19 protein-coding genes are annotated in these 21,402 nt (G+C 61.6%); 8 read left to right on the plus strand and 11 right to left on the minus strand.

What is annotated here, in order from left to right; all coding sequences use genetic code 11:
* Nucleotides 1-49: 49 nt before the first annotated feature.
* The 6 genes from ACQRBT_RS02205 to yiaY form a co-directional block, all read right to left on the minus strand.
* Nucleotides 50-1,378, minus strand: a complete 1,329-nt coding sequence (locus ACQRBT_RS02205) for an MFS transporter (protein ID WP_090366260.1) — start codon at nucleotides 1,376-1,378, stop codon at nucleotides 50-52.
* A 59-nt stretch (nucleotides 1,379-1,437) separates the two neighbouring features.
* Nucleotides 1,438-2,379, minus strand: coding sequence for a hydroxymethylglutaryl-CoA lyase (locus ACQRBT_RS02210; RefSeq protein WP_411984467.1), 942 nt, complete (start codon nucleotides 2,377-2,379; stop codon nucleotides 1,438-1,440).
* Complete coding sequence (locus tag ACQRBT_RS02215; RefSeq protein ID WP_412046637.1) at nucleotides 2,376-3,569, minus strand: CaiB/BaiF CoA transferase family protein; 1,194 nt, start codon at nucleotides 3,567-3,569, stop codon at nucleotides 2,376-2,378. Before ACQRBT_RS02215 ends, ACQRBT_RS02210 begins: the two co-directional genes overlap by 4 nt.
* Before the next feature lie 110 nt (nucleotides 3,570-3,679).
* A complete protein-coding gene (locus ACQRBT_RS02220; protein ID WP_412046638.1) occupies nucleotides 3,680-4,600 on the minus strand; it encodes a LysR family transcriptional regulator in 921 nt (306 codons plus the stop codon).
* Nucleotides 4,600-5,274: an NAD(P)H-binding protein gene (locus ACQRBT_RS02225; RefSeq protein WP_412046639.1), complete on the minus strand. Its 675-nt coding sequence runs from the start codon at nucleotides 5,272-5,274 to the stop codon at nucleotides 4,600-4,602. The genes ACQRBT_RS02220 and ACQRBT_RS02225 overlap by 1 nt, the downstream gene beginning before the upstream one ends.
* A gap of 92 nt (nucleotides 5,275-5,366) precedes the next feature.
* Nucleotides 5,367-6,515, minus strand: coding sequence for an L-threonine dehydrogenase (yiaY, locus tag ACQRBT_RS02230; RefSeq protein WP_060753746.1), 1,149 nt, complete (start codon nucleotides 6,513-6,515; stop codon nucleotides 5,367-5,369).
* A gap of 122 nt (nucleotides 6,516-6,637) precedes the next feature.
* On the opposite strand from yiaY, the gene ACQRBT_RS02235 reads away from it, so the two are divergent.
* The gene (locus ACQRBT_RS02235; protein ID WP_090366268.1) at nucleotides 6,638-7,654 is read left to right on the plus strand and encodes a DUF4917 family protein; all 1,017 of its coding nucleotides are present in this window, start codon (nucleotides 6,638-6,640) and stop codon (nucleotides 7,652-7,654) included.
* A 141-nt stretch (nucleotides 7,655-7,795) separates the two neighbouring features.
* Here the strand turns inward: ACQRBT_RS02235 and ACQRBT_RS02240 are convergent, their stop codons facing one another.
* Nucleotides 7,796-8,323, minus strand: coding sequence for a helix-turn-helix domain-containing protein (locus ACQRBT_RS02240; RefSeq protein WP_060753748.1), 528 nt, complete (start codon nucleotides 8,321-8,323; stop codon nucleotides 7,796-7,798).
* A gap of 106 nt (nucleotides 8,324-8,429) precedes the next feature.
* On the opposite strand from ACQRBT_RS02240, the gene ACQRBT_RS02245 reads away from it, so the two are divergent.
* The 6 genes from ACQRBT_RS02245 (at nucleotide 8,430) to ACQRBT_RS02270 (ending at nucleotide 15,496) form a co-directional block, all read left to right on the plus strand.
* On the plus strand, nucleotides 8,430-9,212 hold the full coding sequence (locus tag ACQRBT_RS02245) for an aldolase (RefSeq protein WP_060753749.1): 783 nt from the start codon (nucleotides 8,430-8,432) through the stop codon (nucleotides 9,210-9,212).
* Between the two features lie 28 nt (nucleotides 9,213-9,240).
* Complete coding sequence (locus ACQRBT_RS02250) at nucleotides 9,241-10,113, plus strand: dihydrodipicolinate synthase family protein (protein WP_412046640.1); 873 nt, start codon at nucleotides 9,241-9,243, stop codon at nucleotides 10,111-10,113.
* A gap of 131 nt (nucleotides 10,114-10,244) precedes the next feature.
* Nucleotides 10,245-10,784, plus strand: a complete 540-nt coding sequence (locus ACQRBT_RS02255) for an RNA polymerase sigma factor (RefSeq protein ID WP_060753751.1) — start codon at nucleotides 10,245-10,247, stop codon at nucleotides 10,782-10,784.
* Nucleotides 10,781-11,749: a FecR family protein gene (locus ACQRBT_RS02260; protein WP_060753752.1), complete on the plus strand. Its 969-nt coding sequence runs from the start codon at nucleotides 10,781-10,783 to the stop codon at nucleotides 11,747-11,749. The genes ACQRBT_RS02255 and ACQRBT_RS02260 overlap by 4 nt, the downstream gene beginning before the upstream one ends.
* A gap of 127 nt (nucleotides 11,750-11,876) precedes the next feature.
* On the plus strand, nucleotides 11,877-14,435 hold the full coding sequence (locus ACQRBT_RS02265; protein ID WP_412046641.1) for a TonB-dependent receptor: 2,559 nt from the start codon (nucleotides 11,877-11,879) through the stop codon (nucleotides 14,433-14,435).
* A 116-nt stretch (nucleotides 14,436-14,551) separates the two neighbouring features.
* Nucleotides 14,552-15,496, plus strand: a complete 945-nt coding sequence (locus tag ACQRBT_RS02270) for a DMT family transporter (RefSeq protein ID WP_161549727.1) — start codon at nucleotides 14,552-14,554, stop codon at nucleotides 15,494-15,496.
* 44 nt (nucleotides 15,497-15,540) lie between these two features.
* Here the strand turns inward: ACQRBT_RS02270 and ACQRBT_RS02275 are convergent, their stop codons facing one another.
* The 4 genes from ACQRBT_RS02275 to ACQRBT_RS02290 form a co-directional block, all read right to left on the minus strand.
* On the minus strand, nucleotides 15,541-16,758 hold the full coding sequence (locus tag ACQRBT_RS02275; protein WP_060753755.1) for a class I SAM-dependent methyltransferase: 1,218 nt from the start codon (nucleotides 16,756-16,758) through the stop codon (nucleotides 15,541-15,543).
* Between the two features lie 87 nt (nucleotides 16,759-16,845).
* A complete protein-coding gene (locus ACQRBT_RS02280) occupies nucleotides 16,846-17,463 on the minus strand; it encodes a TPM domain-containing protein (RefSeq protein WP_060753756.1) in 618 nt (205 codons plus the stop codon).
* Nucleotides 17,464-17,491: 28 nt separating this feature from the next.
* Nucleotides 17,492-18,220: a TPM domain-containing protein gene (locus ACQRBT_RS02285; protein ID WP_060753757.1), complete on the minus strand. Its 729-nt coding sequence runs from the start codon at nucleotides 18,218-18,220 to the stop codon at nucleotides 17,492-17,494.
* An 18-nt stretch (nucleotides 18,221-18,238) separates the two neighbouring features.
* Nucleotides 18,239-18,850: a LemA family protein gene (locus tag ACQRBT_RS02290; protein WP_060753758.1), complete on the minus strand. Its 612-nt coding sequence runs from the start codon at nucleotides 18,848-18,850 to the stop codon at nucleotides 18,239-18,241.
* Between the two features lie 242 nt (nucleotides 18,851-19,092).
* Between ACQRBT_RS02290 and bglX the strand changes: the two genes are divergently transcribed.
* On the plus strand, nucleotides 19,093-21,384 hold the full coding sequence (gene bglX, locus ACQRBT_RS02295; protein ID WP_412046642.1) for a beta-glucosidase BglX: 2,292 nt from the start codon (nucleotides 19,093-19,095) through the stop codon (nucleotides 21,382-21,384).
* Nucleotides 21,385-21,402: the final 18 nt, after the last annotated feature.

The raw sequence follows: 21,402 nt of genomic DNA on the forward strand, positions 1-21,402 counted from the left end.
TGAATGCAACGCAGCGCCCGCCTGACCTCGGACGCTGCGTGAGCATTCGTCAGCGCTTGTCGGAGGTCCGCAGCTTTTGCGGCAACCCCCACAGCAGCAGCGCGGCAGCGATCAGTGCACAGACACCAATCACGTAGAGAGCCGGAGTGGTACTGCCCGTCATGTCCTTGATCCGACCGACCATCACCGGGCTGACAATACCCCCCAGTTGCCCCAGGGTATTGATCAAGGCAATCCCGCCGGCGGCCCCTGCCCCGGCACCTGCCAACAGCTTGGGCGGCAACGTCCAGAAGGTGGGGATCGAGGCGATGATACCCGCACCCAGCAGCCCCAGGGCAATGATCAGGAAGGTGGTGTGATCATCGAAGATCCCGGCGCAGAAGAACCCTACCGCGCCTAACGCGACCAGGCCACTGACAAACTTGCGCCGCTCCCCCGTCGCGTCCGACCAGCGCCCCACCACTACCATGGTGATGGCTCCGCAAATATAGGGAACAGCAGTCAGCAGGCCGATCACTACCGAACTTTCGATCCCCGTGCTGCGGATCAATTGCGGCGCCCAGAAATTCAGGCCATAGGACGCCACCTGGATCAGGAAGTAAATCAAGCCCAGCATCAGGAAACCGGGAATTCGCAAGGCCTGCAGCAGAGAGCCTTTTTGATGCACCTCATGCACCGCGATACGGCTTGAGAGCAATGCCTTTTCGTCGCTGTTCAACCAGGGCGCATCCTCGATGCGGTCCTTGAACTGCGTCAGTACCAGCCACGCCAGCACCACACAGGGCAGGCCGCCCAGCAGGAAGAGCCAGTGCCAGCCGCGCATCTCCAGCACGCCATCCATGTGGCCCAATACCAGCCCGGAGAACGGCGCGCCGATCAGCCCGGCAAAGGCCGAAGCCAAAAACAGCATCGAGGTGATACGCCCACGGAAATCCTGGGGGAACCAGAGGGTCAGGTAATACAGCACGCCTGGGGCAAAACCGGCCTCCATGGCGCCGATCAGAAAACGCAGGGCGTAGAACTGCCACTCGGCCGTGACGAACACCATGGCCGCCGTCGCCAGCCCCCAGGACAGCATGATGCGTGCGATCCAGCGCCTTGCGCCGACCTTGTAGAGCATCATGTTGCTCGGCACTTCAAACAGCACATAACCCACGACAAACAAGCCGGCCCCCAGGCCGTATGCGGTGTTGCTCAAGCCGAGGTCGGCCTGCAACTGGAACTTGGCGAAGCTGATGTTGATACGGTCGAAAAAAGCAAATAGATAGCAGACCATGATCAACGGCATCAGGCGCCAGGCGACCTTGTTGACCACCGCCTTGATCGGATCGATTGCTCCGGCCGCGCTCGCGCCGGCCTCCAACGTATTAGTGCTCATGGTTTCTCTCCAGCGGGCAGCTCATAGGCGCCCGATTGTTTTTGTTGTCTGGTACAGGGTTACAACGTGGCGATGTGATCCGGGGGTGAGTGCAGGTCACAGTTGCGCCCGGCCTTGGCCACTTGACCGGGCAATTCATGACCCAGCAACGCCGGCAGGCGACGGGATATGTTCAGCAGATGCGGCAGATCAATGCCGGTGTGAATGCCGACTTCCTCACACAGGTTGACCAGGTCTTCGGTGCAGATATTGCCCGACGCGCCCGGCGCAAACGGGCACCCGCCGAGCCCGCCCAGGGCCGCGTCAAAGCGCCGGGCACCGGCCTCGTAGGCGGCCAGCACATTGCACAAACCCAGGCCACGGGTGTTATGAAAGTGCAGGGTCAGATCGCTGGCGGGCACGCGCTGCAATACGCGCTTGACCAGACGTTCCACCTGGCGCGGGTTGGCCATGCCGGTGGTGTCGGCAAGGCTGATCCCGCGAATGCCGAGCGCCTGATAAGCGTCGACAATTTCCAGTACACGGTCTTCATCAATCCTGCCTTCGAACGGGCAGCCGAACGTGGTGGCGATACTGCCATTGAGGCGCACCGGGTAATCGGCGGCAAAGCGGGTGATATCGCCGAACGCCGCCAACGATGCCTCGCACCGCATACGCATATTCGCCAGGTTGTGGGTCTGGCTGGCGGACATCACCAGGTTCAATTCGTCGGCGCGCGAGTCGATGGCGCGCTGAGCGCCCTTGAGGTTGGGGATCAGTGCTACGTAGATAACCCCGGCTTTGCGTTGAATGCCTTGGAACACCTGCTCACCGTCGCGCAATGCGGGGATGGCTTTGGGGGAGACAAATGAACCGGCTTCGATGCGCGAGAATCCAGCCTGGGAAAGCTGGTCGATCAACGCGATCTTGTCGGCCGTCGCCACCCAGGTCGGCTCGATTTGCAGGCCGTCGCGCGGGGACACTTCCTGCACGATCAGCCCAGCCGAATAGTCAGTGATCATTGCACCACTCCCGAGGTTTTCAGACGTTGGATATCGGCAACCGTCAAACCCAGGCTGCCAAGGATGTCATCCGTATGCTGGCCCAGGGTCGGACCTTGCCAGTTGATTGCGCCGGGCGTTTCCGACAGCTTGGGCACAATGCCGGGCATCTTCACCGACACACCGCCGGGCAGCTCGGCCTTGAGCAGCATGTCGCGTGCCTGGTAATGCGGGTCGCTGACGATGTCGGCCACCGAGTAGATACGCCCGGCCGGCACTTCGGCGGCCTCCAGGGCGCTGAGCACCTGCTCGATAGGCCGGCTGCTGGTCCAGTGGGTAATGGCCGCATCCAGCACGCCGCTTTTCGCCGCACGGCCATCGTTGTGGGCAAACTCCGGCGCCTCGGCCAGATCGGCGCGGCCGATGGTGGTCATCAGGCGCTTGTAGATCGGGTCGCTGTTGCCGGCAATCACCACATAGGCGCCGTCGGCGGTGAGGTAGGTATTGGACGGTGCGATGCCCGGCAAGGCACCGCCGCTGCGCTCACGCACATGGCCGAGCATGTCGTATTCAGGCACCAGGCTTTCCATCAGGTTGAACACGCTTTCGGCGAGGGACACATCGACAATCTGCCCGTCGCCCTGGCCGGTCTTGACCCGCAGCAAGGCCATCAGCGCGCCGATCACCGCGTGCAAGGACGCCAGGGAATCCCCCAGGCTAACTCCCACCCGCGCCGGCGGTGAATCCGGGTTGCCGGTGGTGTAGCGGATGCCGCCCATGGCTTCGCCAATCGCGCCGAAACCCGGGCGGTCACGGTAAGGGCCGGTCTGGCCATAACCGGAAATGCGCACCAGAGTCAGCTTGGGGTTGAGCGCGTGCAACACGTCCCAGCCCAGGCCGAGTTTTTCCAGGCCGCCGGGGCGCAGGTTCTCGATAAGGACGTCGGCGTCGCCGAGCAGTTGTTTGATCACGCCCAGGCCTTCAACGGACTTCAGATCCAGGGCCAACGACTTCTTGTTGCGCGATTGCAGGTACCACCACAGCGACGTGCCTTCGTGCAGCTTTCGCCACTTGCGAAGCGGATCGCCCTGGCCCAGGGCTTCGATCTTGATCACCTCGGCGCCAAACTCGGCCATCAGCCGTGCGGCAAACGGCGCGGCGATCAGCGTACCGATCTCGATCACCTTGATACCGCTCAGGGGAGCCGTCATGGGGTGTACCTCTTGTTCTTGGAATGTGCGCCAAGGCTAGAGGACTCTGAGAGCAGAAAGCCAACCGTCAGTTGGCAAGGAGCGTTCGCGAAACGCGAACGAACCGCGAATTATCTGTCAGCCCCCGCCGAGTGACTCAGGTAGTCAAAGAGCAAGCGGCTAACCGGCGAGAGCTGCACTTCATCCCGGACCACCAGGATCAGGCTGCGATCGGACCAGTCATCGGTCAGCGGCACGGCATGCAGACCCAGTGCGCGACCAAACAATTCAAAAGCCTTCTGCGGCAGGATGCCAATCCCCATATTGGCCTGGACCATCCGGCACATCGCGTCAAAACCCGGCACATGGATCCGCAGGCGCAGCATCTGGCCTGCCTCGCGAGCGGCCGCGTGGGTGCGCATATTGATCGAGCTGGCCGAATGCAGGCCGACGTAATCGCTGCCCAGGGTTTCGGCGAAGGCCAGGGATTTGCGGGCCGCCAACGGATGGTCCGCGGGCATCAGCACCACCAGTTTGTCGCGGCGGTACACCACACGCGGCAAGCCCTTGGTGTCGGTGTCGCTGGAGCAGATGCCCAGGTCCGCCACACCATCCAACACGCCTTGCACCACACCATTGCTGGGGCGTTCTTCAAGGTCGGTTTTGACTTCAGGATGCAACTCGGAAAAATCCCGCAAGTCTTCCGGAAGGAACTGAATGATCGCCGACAGGTTGGCCAGCATCCGCACATAGCCGCGCACGCCGTGGCTGTGCTCGCCCAGCTCCAGGCCCATTTTTTCGACGTTGAACAGCATCTGCCGCGCATGGTGCAGCAACGTCTCACCGGCCGCCGTCAGGTCCATGCCCTTGGCCCGACGCACGAACAGACTGACGCCCAGCACCTGTTCCAACTCCATCAAGCGCTTGCTGGCCGCCGACACCGCGATGGCTTCCCGCGCGGCGGCACGGGTCAACGTGCCTTCTTCAAACACGGCAACGAACAGTTGCAGGGTGATCAGGTCCAGGCGCCGCACCAGGCTCTTGTGCAACATCAGTGGCGCTCGGCGGCCAGGCGATGGATCGCGGCCTGCTCCACTACCGCCTGTGGCGCGCCATGACGCACTGCCGCGAGCATCGCCTGGCCGACGGTCTCGGTACTCACCACCCAATTGGGTTTGACCCGGCGAACGAACGACAGCAGCGGGTCGAGCACGCTATAGAACGATTGGTACAGCGGCGTTTTCGAGCGCACACCATGCAACGGTTGGATCACCCCAGGCCGGAACAGGTACACCGCCTTGAACGGCAGGCGCAGCAACGCATTTTCGGTCTTGCCCTTGACCCGGGCCCACATCGACTTGCCCGCCTCGGAGCTGTCGGTGCCGGCGCCGGACACGTAGATAAACGTCATCTGCGGATTGAGCCGCGCCAGGGTGCTGGCGGCCACCAGCGTCAAGTCATAGGTCAGGTGGGTGTAGCGGGTTTCATCCATGCCCGCCGATGAGACGCCCAGGCAAAAGAAACACGCATCAAACCCTTGCAGCAGGTTCTCCAACGGTTGGAAATCCAGCATATCGCTGTGCAATACCTGGTGCAGCTTGCCGTGCTCCAGGGTCAACGGCGTACGCCCCACGGCGACCACTTCCTGAACGTCGGCCGCCAGCAGGCACTCGCGCAACACGCCCTGGCCGACCATGCCGGTGGCGCCGAATAGCAGAACTCTCATAACGGGACCTCAGCGGCAAGCCGCAAGCTTCATGCTCAAGTTGAATGCAGATCGACTTGTAGCTTACCGCTTGCAGCTCACCACCGCCCGATTCAGAACGCGCTGCGGAAAATCTCCTCGATCTGACGCTGGTCGGCCCGCCGAGGGTTGGTCAGGCCGCAGGCATCCTTCAACGCGTTGGCGGCCAGCAGTGGGATGTCCTGCAACTTGGCGCCCAACTCCCGCAACCCGGCCGGGATCTCGACATCCTGCGCCAAGGCGCGGATGGCCGCGATGGCCGCCTGGGCGCCCTCTTCCGGCGAATTGCCCTTGATGTCGGCGCCCAACGCACGCGCCACGTCGCTCAAGCGCCTGGCACTGACACTCGCGTTGAAACTTTGTACGTGGGGCAACAGCACTGCGTTGCAAACCCCGTGCGGCAGGTCATACAGGCCGCCCAGCTGATGGGCCATGGCATGCACATACCCCAAAGACGCATTGTTGAAGGCCATGCCGGCGAGAAATTGCGCATACGCCATGTTTTCCCGCGCAGCCTTGTCACTGCCGTCACGTACCGCCAGGCGCAGGTTGGCACTGATCAGTTCGATGGCCTTGATCGCACAGGCATCGGTAATCGGGTTGGCGGCGGTGGACACGTAGGCCTCGATGGCGTGGGTCAAGGCGTCCATGCCGGTGGCGGCCGTGAGGCCCTTGGGCATGCCGACCATCAGCGCCGGGTCGTTGACCGACAGCAGCGGCGTGACGTTGCGGTCGACGATGGCCATTTTCACATGGCGGGTTTCGTCGGTGATGATGCAGAAGCGGGTCATCTCGCTGGCGGTGCCGGCGGTGGTGTTGATAGCCACCAGCGGCAGTTGCGGCTTGCTCGACTGGTCGACGCCCTCGTAGTCACCGATATGCCCGCCGTTGGTGGCGCACAACGCAATGCCCTTGGCGCAGTCATGGGGCGAACCACCGCCCAGGGACACCACGAAATCGCAGGCATTGGCCTCCAGCAGCGCCAGGCCTTTCTCGACGTTTTCCACATTCGGGTTGGGCTTGGCGCCGTCGTAGATCAGCGAGTCGATGTCCTGCATCGCCAGCTTTTCGGCGATCATGCTGGCGACGCCCGCCTTGGCCAGCCCTGCGTCGGTGACGATCAGCGCCTTGCGAAAGCCGTAGTTGCGGATGGCGGTCATGGCTTCGTCGAGGCAGTCGCTGCCCATGATGTTGACGGCGGGAATGAAGAAGGTACTGCTCATGGCAAATCCTCAGAGGCGTTATGCCAACAGGATCAACCGCCGTGGCTTGAGGCATCTTGATCAGGATCAACGCCGGCTCGTGATAAAGTCACCCACCCGCCGATTTGAGTAGACCCGCCGCAATGAAGGATTTCCAGGATATTGACGCCCACCTCGAAGACTGGAGCGCGGTACGCAGCGCCATAGACTTCAGCGCGATTCTGATCGGCAACGGCGCCAGCCGCACGATCTGGGAAGACTTCGCCTACGACTCGCTGTTCGAAAACGCCCGCACCGTTGAAGAAAAGCCCCTGAGCCAATCCGAACTCAGCGTGTTCGACGCCTTGCAAACCCGCAGTTTCGAGCAGGCCCTGGGCGCGCTGAAAACCACCAGCCGGGTCAACAAAGCCCTGGCCGTCAGCTCGGCGGCGCCGCGTAATCGCTACTACGCGATCAAGGAAGCGCTGATCAACACCATCCATGCCGTACACATCCCCTGGCGACTGGTGCAGCCCTCGACGCTGGCGACGATCAACGCAGAGCTGGCACGCTACCCGACCGTATTCACCAGCAACTACGACCTGCTCAACTATTGGGCGATCCTGCACACGCCGGGCATTGATGATCTGTTTCGCGGCGTGGATGCCAGCTTCGACCTGCGCCACACCCACACCGACGCCACACGCATCCTCTACCTGCACGGCGGCCTGCATCTGGTGCGCAACCTCGATGGCACGGCGCGCAAATTGGCCTCCACCGACAGCACCTTGCTCAGCAGCTTCGCGATCAACAACACGATCAAGACCCTTGATGACGTGCCGCTGTTCGTCAACGAAGGCAAGGTTGAGGAGAAGCTCAAGACCATCCGCAGTTCGGACTACCTGTCGTTCTGCTACGAGCAGTTGCTCGGCCATGCAGGGGCGCTGTGCATTTTTGGCCATGAGCTGGGAGCGCAGGATAAGCACCTGGTGGATGCGATTCGCCAGGCGAAGCTCACGACCCTGGCGATCTCGGTGTCGGGGCGCAGTGACGGGTTCATCCGCCAGCAGAAGCGCCGGTATTCAGCGTTGTTCGAGGGCACCGGAGTGGCGCTGAAGTTCTTCGCGGCGCGCACGCATCCATTGGGCGATCCGGCGCTGTCAGTCCCTGTGGAACGCTGATATCCAGAACAAAGGCGATCCACTGTGGGAGGGGGCTTGCTCCCGATAGCGGTGGATCAGTCAGTAAAGCTGTGAATGACACACCGTCATCGGGAGCAAGCCCCCTCCCACACTGAAGTGCATTGCAAGTCACTGCCGTGGTCACTCTTCGGCGCTGTGAACGACGACCAGCAACTGCGCCTGCACGTCTCCAACCGATCGAAGTCGGTGGGGTTTCTGCGCGTTGAAATGCAGCGCGTCTCCCCGCTCCAGAATCACCCGTTCGTTCATGAAATCCACTTCCACCCGGCCTTCATGCACGAACAGAAACTCCTCCCCCACGTGCTCCTTGAAGGTCTTGTCGGTGAACTCCGCCGGCGGGTAGATGATGAACGGCAGCAGGCTACGCTCACTGACCTGACGGGCCAACACGGCATACCCCGGCGAAGTGTCCGGCCGCTCGTGACTGCGCACCAGGCTGTAGCTGTCGAGGTTCACACTGTCTTCGCTGAACAACTCTTCGACCTTCACGTTCAACGCCTTGGCCAGTTTCAACGCGGCGGCGATCGACGGCGTGTTCAGCCCGCGCTCGACCTTGGACAGGTAACTCTTGGTCATCCCGGATTTTTCAGCCAAGGCCTCAAGGGTTATGCCAAGTTTTTTTCTCAATAATTTCAAACGGATAGACATTTGCTGCGATTAATCCCTGCAGTAAAGCGAAAGCGGCGCTTGCCAATGACACTTTGTGTCATATAGCATCTTTAGTGTCATTTGCACTTACCCAAAGGACACCGATATGGCCAAGACATTAGCACTCCCCAAAGACCAACTGGTCAAGCAAGCGCTGACCCAGATGCAAAACACCCTGGCGGATAATACGTGGACCGACCGGCAAAAGCTGGCGCTCACGTGCCGCATCCTGTTCGAGCACGGCCACGACTCCGGCCTGGCCGGGCAGATCACCGCGCGCGGGCCCACCCCCGGCACGTTCTACACCCAGCAACTGGGCCTGGGCTTTGATGAGATCACTGCCGGCAACCTGTTGCTGGTCAACGAAGACCTTGAAGTCCTGGAAGGTCATGGCATCCCCAACCCGGCCAACCGCTTTCACACCTGGGTGTACCGTGGACGACCGGATGTGAACTGCATTATCCACACGCACCCGACCCACGTCGCTGCGCTGTCGATGCTGGAAGTACCGCTGCAGGTGTCGCACATGGACCTCTGCCCGCTCTACGAAGACTGCGCTTTTCTGGAGGCTTGGCCGGGGGTACCGGTGGGCAATGAAGAAGGGGAAATCATCACCACCGCGTTAGGCGACAAACGCGCAATTCTGCTCTCGCACCACGGCCAGCTCTCCACCGGGGCAAGCATCGAGGAAGCCTGTGTGATCGCGCAGTTGATCGAACGCGCGGCCAAATTGCAGCTACTGGCGATGTCGGCGGGCACCATCAAACCGATCCTGCCGCAACTCGGCCGCGAGGCCCACGACTGGATTTCCAAGCCCAAGCGCTTTGGTGCCGCATTCAACTACTACGCCCGGCAGAACCTGCGTCAACACGCCGATTGCCTGAACTGATTGCTCTTTTTCGAGCGGAGACCTTCCCATGTCCACCCCAAACATTCACGGCATCATCGGCTACACCATCACCCCGTTCAGCACCGACGGCCAACGCATCGACCTCGACGCCCTGGGCCGCTCCATCGACCGCTTGATCGACAGTGGCGTGCACGCCATCGCACCGTTGGGCAGCACGGGCGAAGGCGCGTACCTGAGCGATGCCGAATGGGATGAAGTCAGCGCCTACAGCCTGGCAAAAATCGCCAGGCGCGTACCGACTATCGTCAGCGTATCCGACCTGACCACGGCCAAAGCCGTGCGCCGCGCCCGTTATGCCGAGGCCAATGGCGCCGATGTGGTAATGGTGCTTCCGGCCTCGTACTGGAAACTCAGCGAGGCGGAGATCCTCGCGCATTACGCGGCGATCGGCGACAGCGTCGGCATCCCGATCATGCTCTATAACAACCCGGCTACCAGCGGAACGGACATGTCGGTGGACTTGATCCTGCGTATCGTCCAGCAGGTCGCCAACGTGAACATGGTCAAGGAAAGCACCGGTGATATTCAGCGCATGCACCAGTTGCGCCGGCACAGCGACGTGCCGTTCTACAACGGTTGCAACCCGTTGGCCCTGGAAGCCTTTGCGGCAGGCGCCAAGGGCTGGTGCACGGCGGCACCGAACCTGATCGCGCAATTGAACCTGGATCTGTATGACGCGGTACTGGCCAATGATCTGACTCTGGCGCGGGAACTGTTCTATCGCCAGTTGCCGCTGCTGGAGTTCATCCTCAAGAGCGGGTTGCCGGCGACGATCAAGGCTGGGCTGCGTCTGACCGGGTTGGAGGTAGGCGATCCACGGTTGCCGGTGTTCCCATTGGGCAAAGCGGGGATCGAAGACTTGAAGACACTTCTGAGCTGACACCACAACGCTTATGTGGGGGCTTGCTCCCACATTTTGACTCTGCAGATTCGTTACATAGAGACAAATGACAATAGTTCTCGATATCATTCGCGACTTTTCTACAGCGCGCTTCGTCAAGAAGGATATCCATGTCTCGTCCCAAGCCCGACCCGCTGTCGGCCGATGCCTTTCGCGGGTTTTATGCAGATATCCTGCATTTCCTGCGCAAACGCACGGACAACGCCAGCGACGCGGCCGACATGACCCAGGATGTCTTCACCCAATGGCTGGGCTACCGCGACCGGGCCAAGGTCGAGCAACCACGGGCGTTTCTGTTCCAGATGGCGCGCAACCTGCTGCGTGACCACTGGCGCAAACAGAAGGTACGCCACACCGCTCACGCGGTTCCTTCCGACCTGGACACCGAGCCACTCGCCGACGAGCAAAACGACCCCATGGCCGCCGCGCTTCGCGTGCAACGCCTGGATCAGTTGAAAGAAGTCCTCGCCGAACTCTCGCCCCGCAGGCGAGAAGCCCTTATGCTGCACCGCTTCGAAGGCTTGAGTCAGTCGCAGATCGCCGAGCGCATGGGGATTTCGACCAGCATGGTGGAAAAGCACATCGCTTTTGCCCTGCTGCACTGCAAGCGACGCCTTCAACACGCACCCGGCACGGAGCAGCCAGAATGAACCGCCTGAGCGAGAACGACGCCCAGGGCATCGAAGCGAGTGACTCGATCGATGCCCAAGCCGCCAGTTGGTTTGCCCGCAACCGCAACGAGTTGGGGCGCGCCGACCGCAAAGCCTTTGCCGCCTGGCAAGCGGAGCCTGCCCATGCCCGCGCCTATGCCGAGTTCGAACAACTGTGGGACGACCTCGCCCAGTTGCAGCAACACAGCAGGCCCCTGCCGCTGCCCCAACGCAAACCCTCGGTGTGGCGCCCTGCCCTGGCCGTGGCTGCCGCCTTGGTCTGCGCCGTGATGACCAGCCACATCGGCACGCCCCGCGAGCTGTACCACAGCCAGGTGGCCGCCCATGCCAAAGGCATGCGCACCCTGCACCTGCCGGATGGCAGCACCTTGTATGTGAATGCCAACACGCGCCTGCAAGTGGATTTCACCGCCTACCAACGCATCCTGCACCTGGAAAAAGGCCAGCTGTACATCGACGTCGCGCCCGACAAAGAGCGGCCGCTGTACGTGCAAGCCGGCGAGGCGAATGTACGGGTGGTCGGCACCGGCTTTGACGTGCGGCGCAGCCAGCAGCAACTGGTGGTCAGCGTCGCCCATGGCCAAGTGGCCTTCGAACCGGACGCCAAAAGCCCGGTGGCCCTGCTTGGCGCCCAGCAACGCGCCACCTACCAATACGCCAAAGGCACCGTGCAGCAGCAAACCCTCACCGCTGATGAGGTCGCCGACTGGCGCAGCGGGCACCTGTCCTTTCGCAACCGCGAGCTGGCCAGCCTGATCGATGAACTGAGCCTCTATCGCCCCCAGCCCCCGTTGCAGGTCAACCGTGCCGTTGCGCAACTGAAGGTCTCGGGCAATCTGGATGTGAATGACCCGCAGGCCCTGCTCAACGCGTTACCCGCCCTGCTGCCGGTAAAAACCGTGGCCTCGGCCGATGGCATCGTCAGAATCGAACCACGTAAGTAAGGTAGAAAACCCACACATGAGAATATTTTGCATTTGCACGTGTGGTTTTTTTTGCCTGCTCCGTCTTCCTCCCGACTGTGTTTGATACGCACACCTTTTTGGCTGTTCAGCCGCACCGGGGGATTTCATGTTTCGCGCGCCTTGCCACGCTTCGCACCTGTTTCTTCGACCCAGCCTCATTGCCACCTGCCTGGCGTTCAGCCTCAGTGCCCAGGCTGAGTCGTTCAAACTGCAACTGCCCGCCCAGCCGCTGGCCCTGTCCCTGAGCCAGGTGGCGCAACAGGCGAAAATCCAGCTGCTATTCGATGAAACGTTGCTCAAAAACGCGCAGGCACCGGCGCTCAGCGGTGATTTCACCCCGGAAGTGGCGATTCGCAGCTTGTTGCAAAACGGCGAGTTCACCCTGATCAAAGTCGGCACGACTTACGTGGTGCGTCCCGACGAAGGCAAGACCACCCAAAGCGGCGCGATCCAACTGGACGCCCTCAGCGTGATCGGCACCGGCAACGAAGTCGACTCCGCCACCGTCAACCGTTCCACCCTGACCCAGGCCGATATCGACCGCTACCAGTCCAACAACATCCCCAGCCTGTTGCAGACCTTGCCCGGCGTAAGCCAGGGCGGCTCGCTCAAACCCGGCGGCCAGACCATCAACATCCGGGGCTTCGGTGACGCCGAAGACGTGCCGCTGACCGTCGATGGCGCCACCAAGAGCGGCTTTGAGCGCTATCAACAAGGCACGGTGTTTATCGAGCCCGAGCTGATCAAAAGCATCGAGGTAGAGAAAGGCCCGCACTCGCCGTTCACCGGCAACGGCGGTTTTGGCGGCACGGTCAACATGACCACCAAGGACGCCCCCGACCTGCTCCAGGACGGCCGCAACAGCGGCGCCATGCTCAAATATGGCTACTCCAGCAACGACCATGAACAGGTCTACAGCAGTGCCGTGTATGGCCGCACCGACGACGGCCGTTTCGACGCGCTGGCCTACCTGACCCAACGTGACGGCGGCGACATGAAGGTGGCCGGCAAACTGCCCAACGACAACAACCAGTACCCGATCAACCCCCAGCGCCTGCCCAACTCGGCACAGGATGTGGATGGCAAGTTGTTCAAGGTCAACGCGCACTTCACCGATGAGCACAGCGTGGGCTTGTCCTACTCGCGCTCCCACAGCAACCGCTGGACACCGTTCTCCGCCGCCAGCTACCCGACGCCGCCGACCCAGGCCAACATCGACCGCTACGGCTATGAAAACGCACTGAAACGCTTTTTGGCCCAACGCGACACCACCGACACCACCTGGTCGGGCAAGTACGAATACACACCGCTGGATAACCCGTTGGTGGACCTGACCGTCAAGTACTCCCAGTCCAACACCGAACAGACGGACGAGCGCGACGCCACCGCGTTCTTCCAGCTCGCCAGCGGCGGACGCAAGATGGACACGTCCTACACCGACAAGAACCTGGACGTACGCAACGTCAGCCTGTTCAGCACCGGGCCGTTGCAACACGCGCTGACGGTGGGTGGGCAGATCCGCAAGCACATCCGCGAAACCGAGATGTGGATGCCCGGTGCCACCTATAACAGCGCACGTTACAACTATGGGCATTTCCAGCCCGGCTTCATGCCCCACGGCAAAGTCGATACCAACAGTTTCTTCGTGCAGGATGCAGTCACCGTCGGGGATGTGACCATCACCCCATCGCTGCGCTACGACCACGTGCGCAACCGCGGCGAAGGCAATGATGCGCCGTACTACAACAACCCGGATCCGTCCTACGGCCACAACTACAGCGACCGCACCTACACCGGCTGGTCGCCGCGCCTGGCGCTGTTCTGGAACGTCACCCCACACCTGGGGCTGTTCGCCAACTGGAGCAAGACCTGGCGCGCGCCGGTCATCGACGAGCAATATGAAGTCCAGGGCCTGGGCAGCCGCACCGCCACCAGTCTCGACCTCGACCCGGAACGCATCACCTCGATCAGCCTGGGCAGCGTGACCAGCTTCGATCACGTCATCACCCAGGACGACAATCTGCAACTGCGCACCACGCTCTTCCACAACAAGGTCGAAGACGAAATCTTCAAGGCCACGGGGGTGGGCTGCCAGAACCAGGCCATCAACGGCGGCACGATTTCCAGCGCCTGCCCACCGGGCGCGCTGTCCAACTACCGCAACATCGGCGGCATGACCATCAAGGGCTTTGAACTGGAGTCGTTCTACAACTCCACCTACCTGTTCGGTTCGGTGTCGTTCGCCTATGCCAAAGGCGACCACGAAGGCGCCTACACCAACCCCTGGGGGCCGGATGTACCGGCACGTGACATTCCACCGACCAAGTGGGTACTGGTGCTGGGCACCCACATTCCGGCCTGGGATGCCCAGGTGGGCTGGATGGGCCAGTTCATCGGCGCGACCGACCGCCTGCCCAGCGACAAATATTCCGGCGGCCCGGGCAGCAGTGTCGGCGACCTGTTCTACGACCAATACGGCAACAAGCGTTACAACACCCAGGGCCTGTTCGCCAAATGGAAACCCCAACAGGCTTACCTCAAAGGCACCGAGGTGAACGTCACCGTCGACAACCTGTTCAACGAAAACTTCCGTCCGGCCTTGAGCGGCGACCGTGCCTACACCAAGGGCCGCGACGCGAAGATCAGCATTACGCGGTTCTTCTAAAACTGTACGGATAAATCCGCACGCAGCTGTAGGCCCCTGGTCGACGGGGGTTGTGGCTAGATGGGCTTCCCTGGAAGCCCTCTGGATATGGGCTTCTCTCTATTTCGGATGCCCCCATGAGCTCGCGCGAAAACACCGGCATGGCCCTCGGCCTGCTGGGTGTCATCATCTTCAGCCTGACCCTGCCCTTCACCCGCATCGTGGTGCAGGAAATCCACCCGTTGCTCAACGGCCTGGGTCGCGCCTTGTTCGCGGCGGTGCCGGCGGCCGCGCTGTTGTTGTGGCGCCGCGAACGCTGGCCGACCTGGCGCCAAGTGCGTGGGTTGTGCCTGGTCATGGCCGGCGTGATCCTGGGTTTCCCGGTGCTGTCGGCCTGGGCCATGCAAACCTTGCCGGCGTCCCATGGCGCGTTGGTCAACGGCCTGCAACCGCTGTGCGTGGCGTTGTACGCAGCGTGGCTGTCCCATGAGCGGCCGTCGAAAGCCTTCTGGGCCTGTGCGGCGCTGGGCAGTGGGTTGGTGCTGGGTTACGCCTTGATCACCGGCGCCGGCAGTATCCAGGCGGGCGACCTGCTGATGCTCGGCGCGATTGCCGTTGGCGGCCTGGGTTATGCCGAAGGCGGCCGACTGGCCAAGGAGATGGGCGGCTGGCAGGTGATCTGCTGGGCGCTGGTGCTGTCTACGCCCGTGTTGATCGGCCCGGTGTGGTACCTGGCGGCGCAACATCAAGGAACAATCTCGCTGCGCACCTGGTGGGCGTTCGGCTATGTGTCGCTGTTTTCGCAGTTCCTGGGGTTCTTTGCCTGGTACGCCGGGCTGGCGATGGGTGGCATTGCCCGGGTCAGCCAGATTCAACTGCTGCAGATCTTCTTCACCATCGCTTTTTCGGCGTTGTTCTTTGGCGAACATATCGAGCCGGTGACCTGGCTGTTTGCCTGCGGGGTGATCGCGACCGTGATGCTGGGGCGCAAGACCGCGGTGCAGCCTGCACCAGTCTCCAAACCAGGTGGGAGAGGGCTTGCTCCCGATAGCGGTGCATCAGCCCGTCAATCCGTTGACTGACACGCTGCCATCGGGAGCAAGCCCCCTCCCACATCGGACTGCGTTTAGACCAGGTACCCGTCTGCGCGCAGCAGGGTTTCCAGGCAGTGCTCGGTGATGTGGTAGAACGCCTTCAGCTCTTGAATTTTCTCCAGCAACTGGGCGTTGTCCAACGGTTCGGCGCGTTTGACCGCGAGGATCATCTTGTTCTTGTTGGTGTGTTCCAGGGAGATGAACTCGAACACCTTCGTCTCGTAGCCACAGGCTTCAAGGAACAGTGCACGCAGGCTGTCGGTGACCATTTCCGCCTGTTGGCCCAGGTGCAGGCCGTATTGCAGCATCGGCTTCAATAGCACCGGGCTCTGGATCTGCAGGCGAATCTGTTTGTGGCAGCACGGCGAGCACATGATGATCGACGCGCCGGAGCGGATGCCGGTGTGGATCGCGTAGTCGGTGGCGATATCGCAGGCATGCAGGGCGATCATCACGTCCAGCTCGCTGGGCGCCACGCTGCGCACATCGCCGCATTTGAACACCAGCCCCGGGTGCTCCAGGCGTGCGGCGGCGTTGTTGCACAGGGTGACCATGTCTTCACGCAGCTCAACGCCCGTCACTTCGCCCTCGGCCTTGAGGGTGTTGCGCAGGTAGTCGTGGATGGCGAAGGTCAGGTAGCCCTTGCCCGAGCCGAAATCGGCGACGCGCACCGGCTGGTCGAGCTTGAGCGGTGACGAGGTCAACGCATGGCTGAAGACTTCGATGAATTTGTTGATCTGCTTCCACTTGCGCGACATCGATGGGATCAGCGCCTGTTTGGCGTCGGTCACACCCAGGTCGGCAAGGAACGGCCGGCTCAGGTCGAGGAAACGATTTTTCTCGCGGTTATGCTCGGCGGAAGGAGCCTCCCGCAGTTGTTGTGGCTTGCTTTTGAACAGCGAGCTTTTGTTCTTCTTGCTGTATTCCAACTGGGCTTCATCAGTCAGCGACAGCAAGTGCGCGTTCTTGAACGAGGCCGGCAGCAGCTCGGCAATCGCCTTGACGCCTTCGGCCAGGGGCAAATTCTTGGTGATGTCGCGCGTCTTGTAGCGGTAGACGAAAGACAGGCAAGGCTGCTCCTTGACCGCCACCTGCTTGATGATCAGCCGTTGCAGCTCGGCCTCCGTGCCCACGTACTTGGCCAGCACCAGTTTGATAAAGGCGTTCTGCGCGAGGCTGGCGTTCAACAGTTCGATGAACTGGGCATGATGATCCGGCGCAGGGCTGGCGGGTTGAGCGGTGACGGACATGAACAAAAACGCCTCGGGCTGGGAATGCCGGGCATTTTAGGGGGGATAGCCCTTCAGGGCACGGAGTTATTTGACCAGTGGTACGCCTTACTCCAGCACCACCAGTCGATTGGGCAGTTCGTTACGCGTCTGCGTCACCGGCACATGCACCTTCAACAACTCGCCACAGGCCTCGATGCACGCGATAAACCCCGCCAATGTCTGCCCCTGCTTCACCTGCTGGGTAAACGCCTTGACGATCCCATCCCAACTGCTGTTATCCAGGTGCCTGGAAATACCCTCATCCACCAGGATCTCCACATACCGCTCCGCCTCGCTGACAAAGATCAGCACCCCAGTGCTGCCCAGCGTGTGGTGCAGGTTCTGCTCCAGAAACTGCCGCCGTGCCAGGTTGGACGCGCGCCAATGGCGCACCGAACGCGGGATCAACCGGGTGGTGACCTTGGGCAGGCGGAACACCAGGCACAACACGATGAAGGTCACCCATTGCGCCAGCAACAAGGTGTACATGGTCAGATAACCCGACAGGTAATGCACCACGCCGGGCACCACTAACGCGATCAGGCTGGCCCACAACAGCGGGATGTAGGCGTAGTCGTCGGCGCGGGCGGCCAGTACGGTCACCAGTTCCGCGTCGGTGTCTTTTTCCACGCGGGCAATCGCTTGCGCGACTTGGCGCTGCTCGTGCTCAGTCAGTAATGCCATGGTTGTGCTTGCTCTCTCATTATTATCATCACCAGCCGCCTGACGCCCCGCCGCCGCCGAAGCCACCACCGCCGCCCCGGAAACCACCGCCGCCTCCCCCGCCGCCACCACCACGGCCGCTGTTGCTGAGAATGGCCAGCAGGATCGCCCCCACCGGCAGGCCCATGCGATTGCACAGCCACAACACGCCGATCAGCAGAATAAACAGGCCGATGGAAAACCCGGGATTATCCTTGGCAAAGTTGGCATCCGCCACATGGGCCGGCACGGCCAGCGGTTCGCCGCCCACCACTTGCAGCATTGCCGCCACGCCGTCGCTGATGCCTTTGCTGTAGTTACCGGCCTTGAAAGCCGGTGCGATCACCTGGTTGATGATGACCCACGACTGCGCATCCGTCAGCACGCCCTCCAGGCCGTAACCGACTTCGATACGCAATTTGCGCTCATCGCGGGCGACGATCAACAGCGCGCCGTTGTCCTTGCCCTTCTGGCCAATGCCCCACTGGCGGCCCAATTGATAACCGAAGTCCTCAATGGGCACACCTTGCAAGTCAGGCACGGTGACCACCACGATCTGGTCGCCCGTGGTTTGCTCCAGCGCCTGCAATTGCTGAGTCAGTTGCTGGCGCGTCGCCGGGTCGATCATCTGGGCGTCGTCCACCACCCGCCCGGTCAGCGCCGGGAAGGTCAGCGCCGCCTGGGCCGCACCGACACAGGCCAACCAGCACAGCGCCAGGCCTATCCTTAATAAACGCATCGACACCTCAGGGAAGCCTTATTTGAACTTCACTTGGGGCGCTTTATCGGCATCGGCACTGGTGGCTTCGAACGTCGCGCGGATCGGCAGATCGCTGTACATGATGCTGTGCCACAGGCGACCCGGGAAGGTGCGGATCTCGGTGTTATACGCCTGTACCGCCTGGATAAAGTCACGCCGGGCCACGGCGATACGGTTCTCGGTACCTTCAAGCTGGGATTGCAGGGCCAGGAAGTTCTGGTTGGCCTTCAGGTCCGGGTAGCGCTCGGACACCACCATCAGGCGGCTGAGGGCACCGCTCAAACCGTCCTGGGCTTGCTGGAACTGCTTGAGTTTTTCCGGGTTATCGAGGGTGCTGGCATCCACCTGGATCGAAGTGGCCTTGGCCCGCGCTTCGATCACAGCGGTCAGGGTGTCCTGCTCATGGGCCGCGTAACCCTTGACCACCTCCACCAGGTTGGGGATCAGGTCGGCGCGCCGTTGGTACTGGTTCTGCACCTGGCCCCAGGCTGCCTTGGCCTGTTCATCCAGTGTGGGAATGGTGTTGATGCCGCAACCGCTGAGCACTGTGCTGAGCAAAAACAAAGCGGCGGCCTTGAAGCCCCAGCGGTAGGTGTGTGCTGCTTGCATGGTGTTTCTCCTGGTGCAACGAGATGAATTTGACGGCTGGCCCTATCGCTCACACGCTTGAGGCATAATCCGCGACCACGACTGGATTGCGTCGAGTCAATCAGCTAAAAGATGCCCAGCGCAAATAAGAGTTCAGAAGTGTGGTGCATTTTCAGCAATAACACTCGAACAACAACATAGGTTCCCCACATTTTGGCAGAACGGCGTATTTACGCCGTGCAGTGTGCCGAAAAAGGATATTCATGAAAAAGCTGTGTTTGCTCGGCCTTGTTGCCACTCTGGCCACTCACCCCGTATGGGCAGAAACAAAGCCTGCTGCGCTTAAAGACAAGGACGCCTTCGTCAGCGACCTGCTCAAGCAGATGACCCTGGATGAAAAGATCGGCCAATTGCGCCTGATCAGCATCGGCCCGGAAATGCCCCGCGAGCTGATCCGCAAGGAAATCGCCGCGGGCCGCATCGGCGGCACGTTCAACTCCATCACCCGCCCGGAAAACCGTCCGATGCAGGACGCGGCCATGCGCAGCCGGTTGAAGATCCCGATGTTCTTCGCCTATGACGTGATCCACGGCCACCGGACCATTTTCCCGATCAGCCTGGCCCTCGCCTCCAGCTGGGACATGGACGCCATCGGTCGCTCCGGGCGCATCGCCGCCCAGGAAGCCGCCGCCGACAGCCTCGACATCACCTTTGCGCCGATGGTCGACATCTCCCGCGACCCCCGCTGGGGCCGTACGTCCGAAGGTTTCGGCGAAGACACCTATCTGGTCTCGCGCATTGCCGAAGTGATGGTCAAGGCGTTCCAGGGCGCCAGCCCCGCCAACGCCGACAGCCTCATGGCCAGCGTCAAGCACTTCGCCCTGTATGGCGCGGTGGAAGGCGGCCGCGACTACAACGTCGTCGACATGAGCCCGGTCAAGATGTACCAGGACTACCTGCCGCCCTACCATGCGGCGATCAAGGCCGGTTCCGGCGGCGTGATGGTGGCGCTCAATTCCATCAACGGCGTGCCCGCCACCGCCAACACCTGGCTGATGAACGACCTGCTGCGCAAGGACTGGGGCTTCAAGGGCCTGGCCGTCAGCGACCACGGTGCGATCGTCGAGCTGATCAAGCACGGCGTGGCCAAGGACGGGCGTGAAGCCGCCAGGCTGGCGATCAAGGCCGGTATCGACATGAGCATGAACGACTCGCTGTACGGCAAGGAACTGCCAGGTTTGCTCAAGTCCGGCGAAATCCAGCAGAGCGACATCGACAACGCCGTGCGTGAAGTGCTCGGCGCCAAGTACGACATGGGCCTGTTCAAAGACCCGTACCTGCGCATCGGCAAGGCCGAGGACGATCCGGCCGACACCTACGCCGAAAGCCGCCTGCACCGCAGCGACGCCCGCGACATCGCGCGCCGCAGCCTGGTGCTGCTGAAAAACCAGCATGACACCCTGCCGCTGAAAAAATCCGCGACCATCGCCCTGGTTGGCCCGCTGGCCAAGGCACCGATCGACATGATGGGCAGTTGGGCCGCGGCCGGTAAGCCGGAACAATCGGTGACCCTGCTCGACGGCATGAACGCGGTGATCGGCGAAAAAGGCAAGATCATCTACGCCCGTGGCGCCAACATCACCAACGACAAGGCGGTGGTCGACTACCTCAACTTCCTCAATTTCGATGCACCGGAAGTGGTGGATGACACCCGCCCTGCCCAGGTGATGATCGACGAGGCCGTGAAAGCCGCCAAGGACGCCGACGTGGTCGTGGCGGCCGTGGGTGAATCGCGGGGCATGTCCCACGAGTCCTCCAGCCGCACCGACCTGAACATCCCGCAAAGCCAACGCGACTTGATCAAGGCGCTCAAAGCCACCGGCAAACCCCTGGTGCTGGTGCTGATGAACGGCCGCCCACTGTCGATTCTCGATGAGAACCAGCAGGCCGATGCGATCCTGGAAACCTGGTTCGCCGGCACCGAAGGCGGCAACGCCATCGCTGATGTGCTGTTCGGTGACTACAACCCATCGGGCAAGCTGCCGATCACCTTCCCTCGTTCGGTGGGGCAGATTCCGACCTACTACAACCACCTGACCATTGGACGGCCATTCACCCCAGGCAAACCGGGCAACTACACCTCGCAATACTTCGATGACACCACCGGGCCGCTGTTCCCGTTCGGCTACGGCCTGAGCTACACCACGTTCAGCCTGTCGGACATGGCATTGTCGTCCACGACCCTGAACAAGACCGGCAAGCTCGACGCCAGCGTCACGCTGAAAAACACCGGCAAGGTGGATGGCGAAACCGTGGTGCAGCTGTATATCCAGGATGTGGCCGGTTCGATGATCCGCCCGATCAAGGAGTTGAAGAATTTCCAGAAAGTCATGCTCAAGGCGGGTGAGGAACGCACCTTGCACTTCACCATCACCGAGGACGACTTGAAGTTCTACAACACCCAGCTCAAATACGCTGCGGAACCGGGTGTATTCAACGTGCAGATCGGGCTCGACTCCCAGGATGTGCAACAGCAGACGTTCGAACTGCTCTAATCAGGATTTTGTAGGAGC

Source organism: Pseudomonas sp. R19M (genome assembly GCF_050312585.1).
GTDB classification, from domain to species: domain Bacteria; phylum Pseudomonadota; class Gammaproteobacteria; order Pseudomonadales; family Pseudomonadaceae; genus Aquipseudomonas; species Aquipseudomonas palleroniana.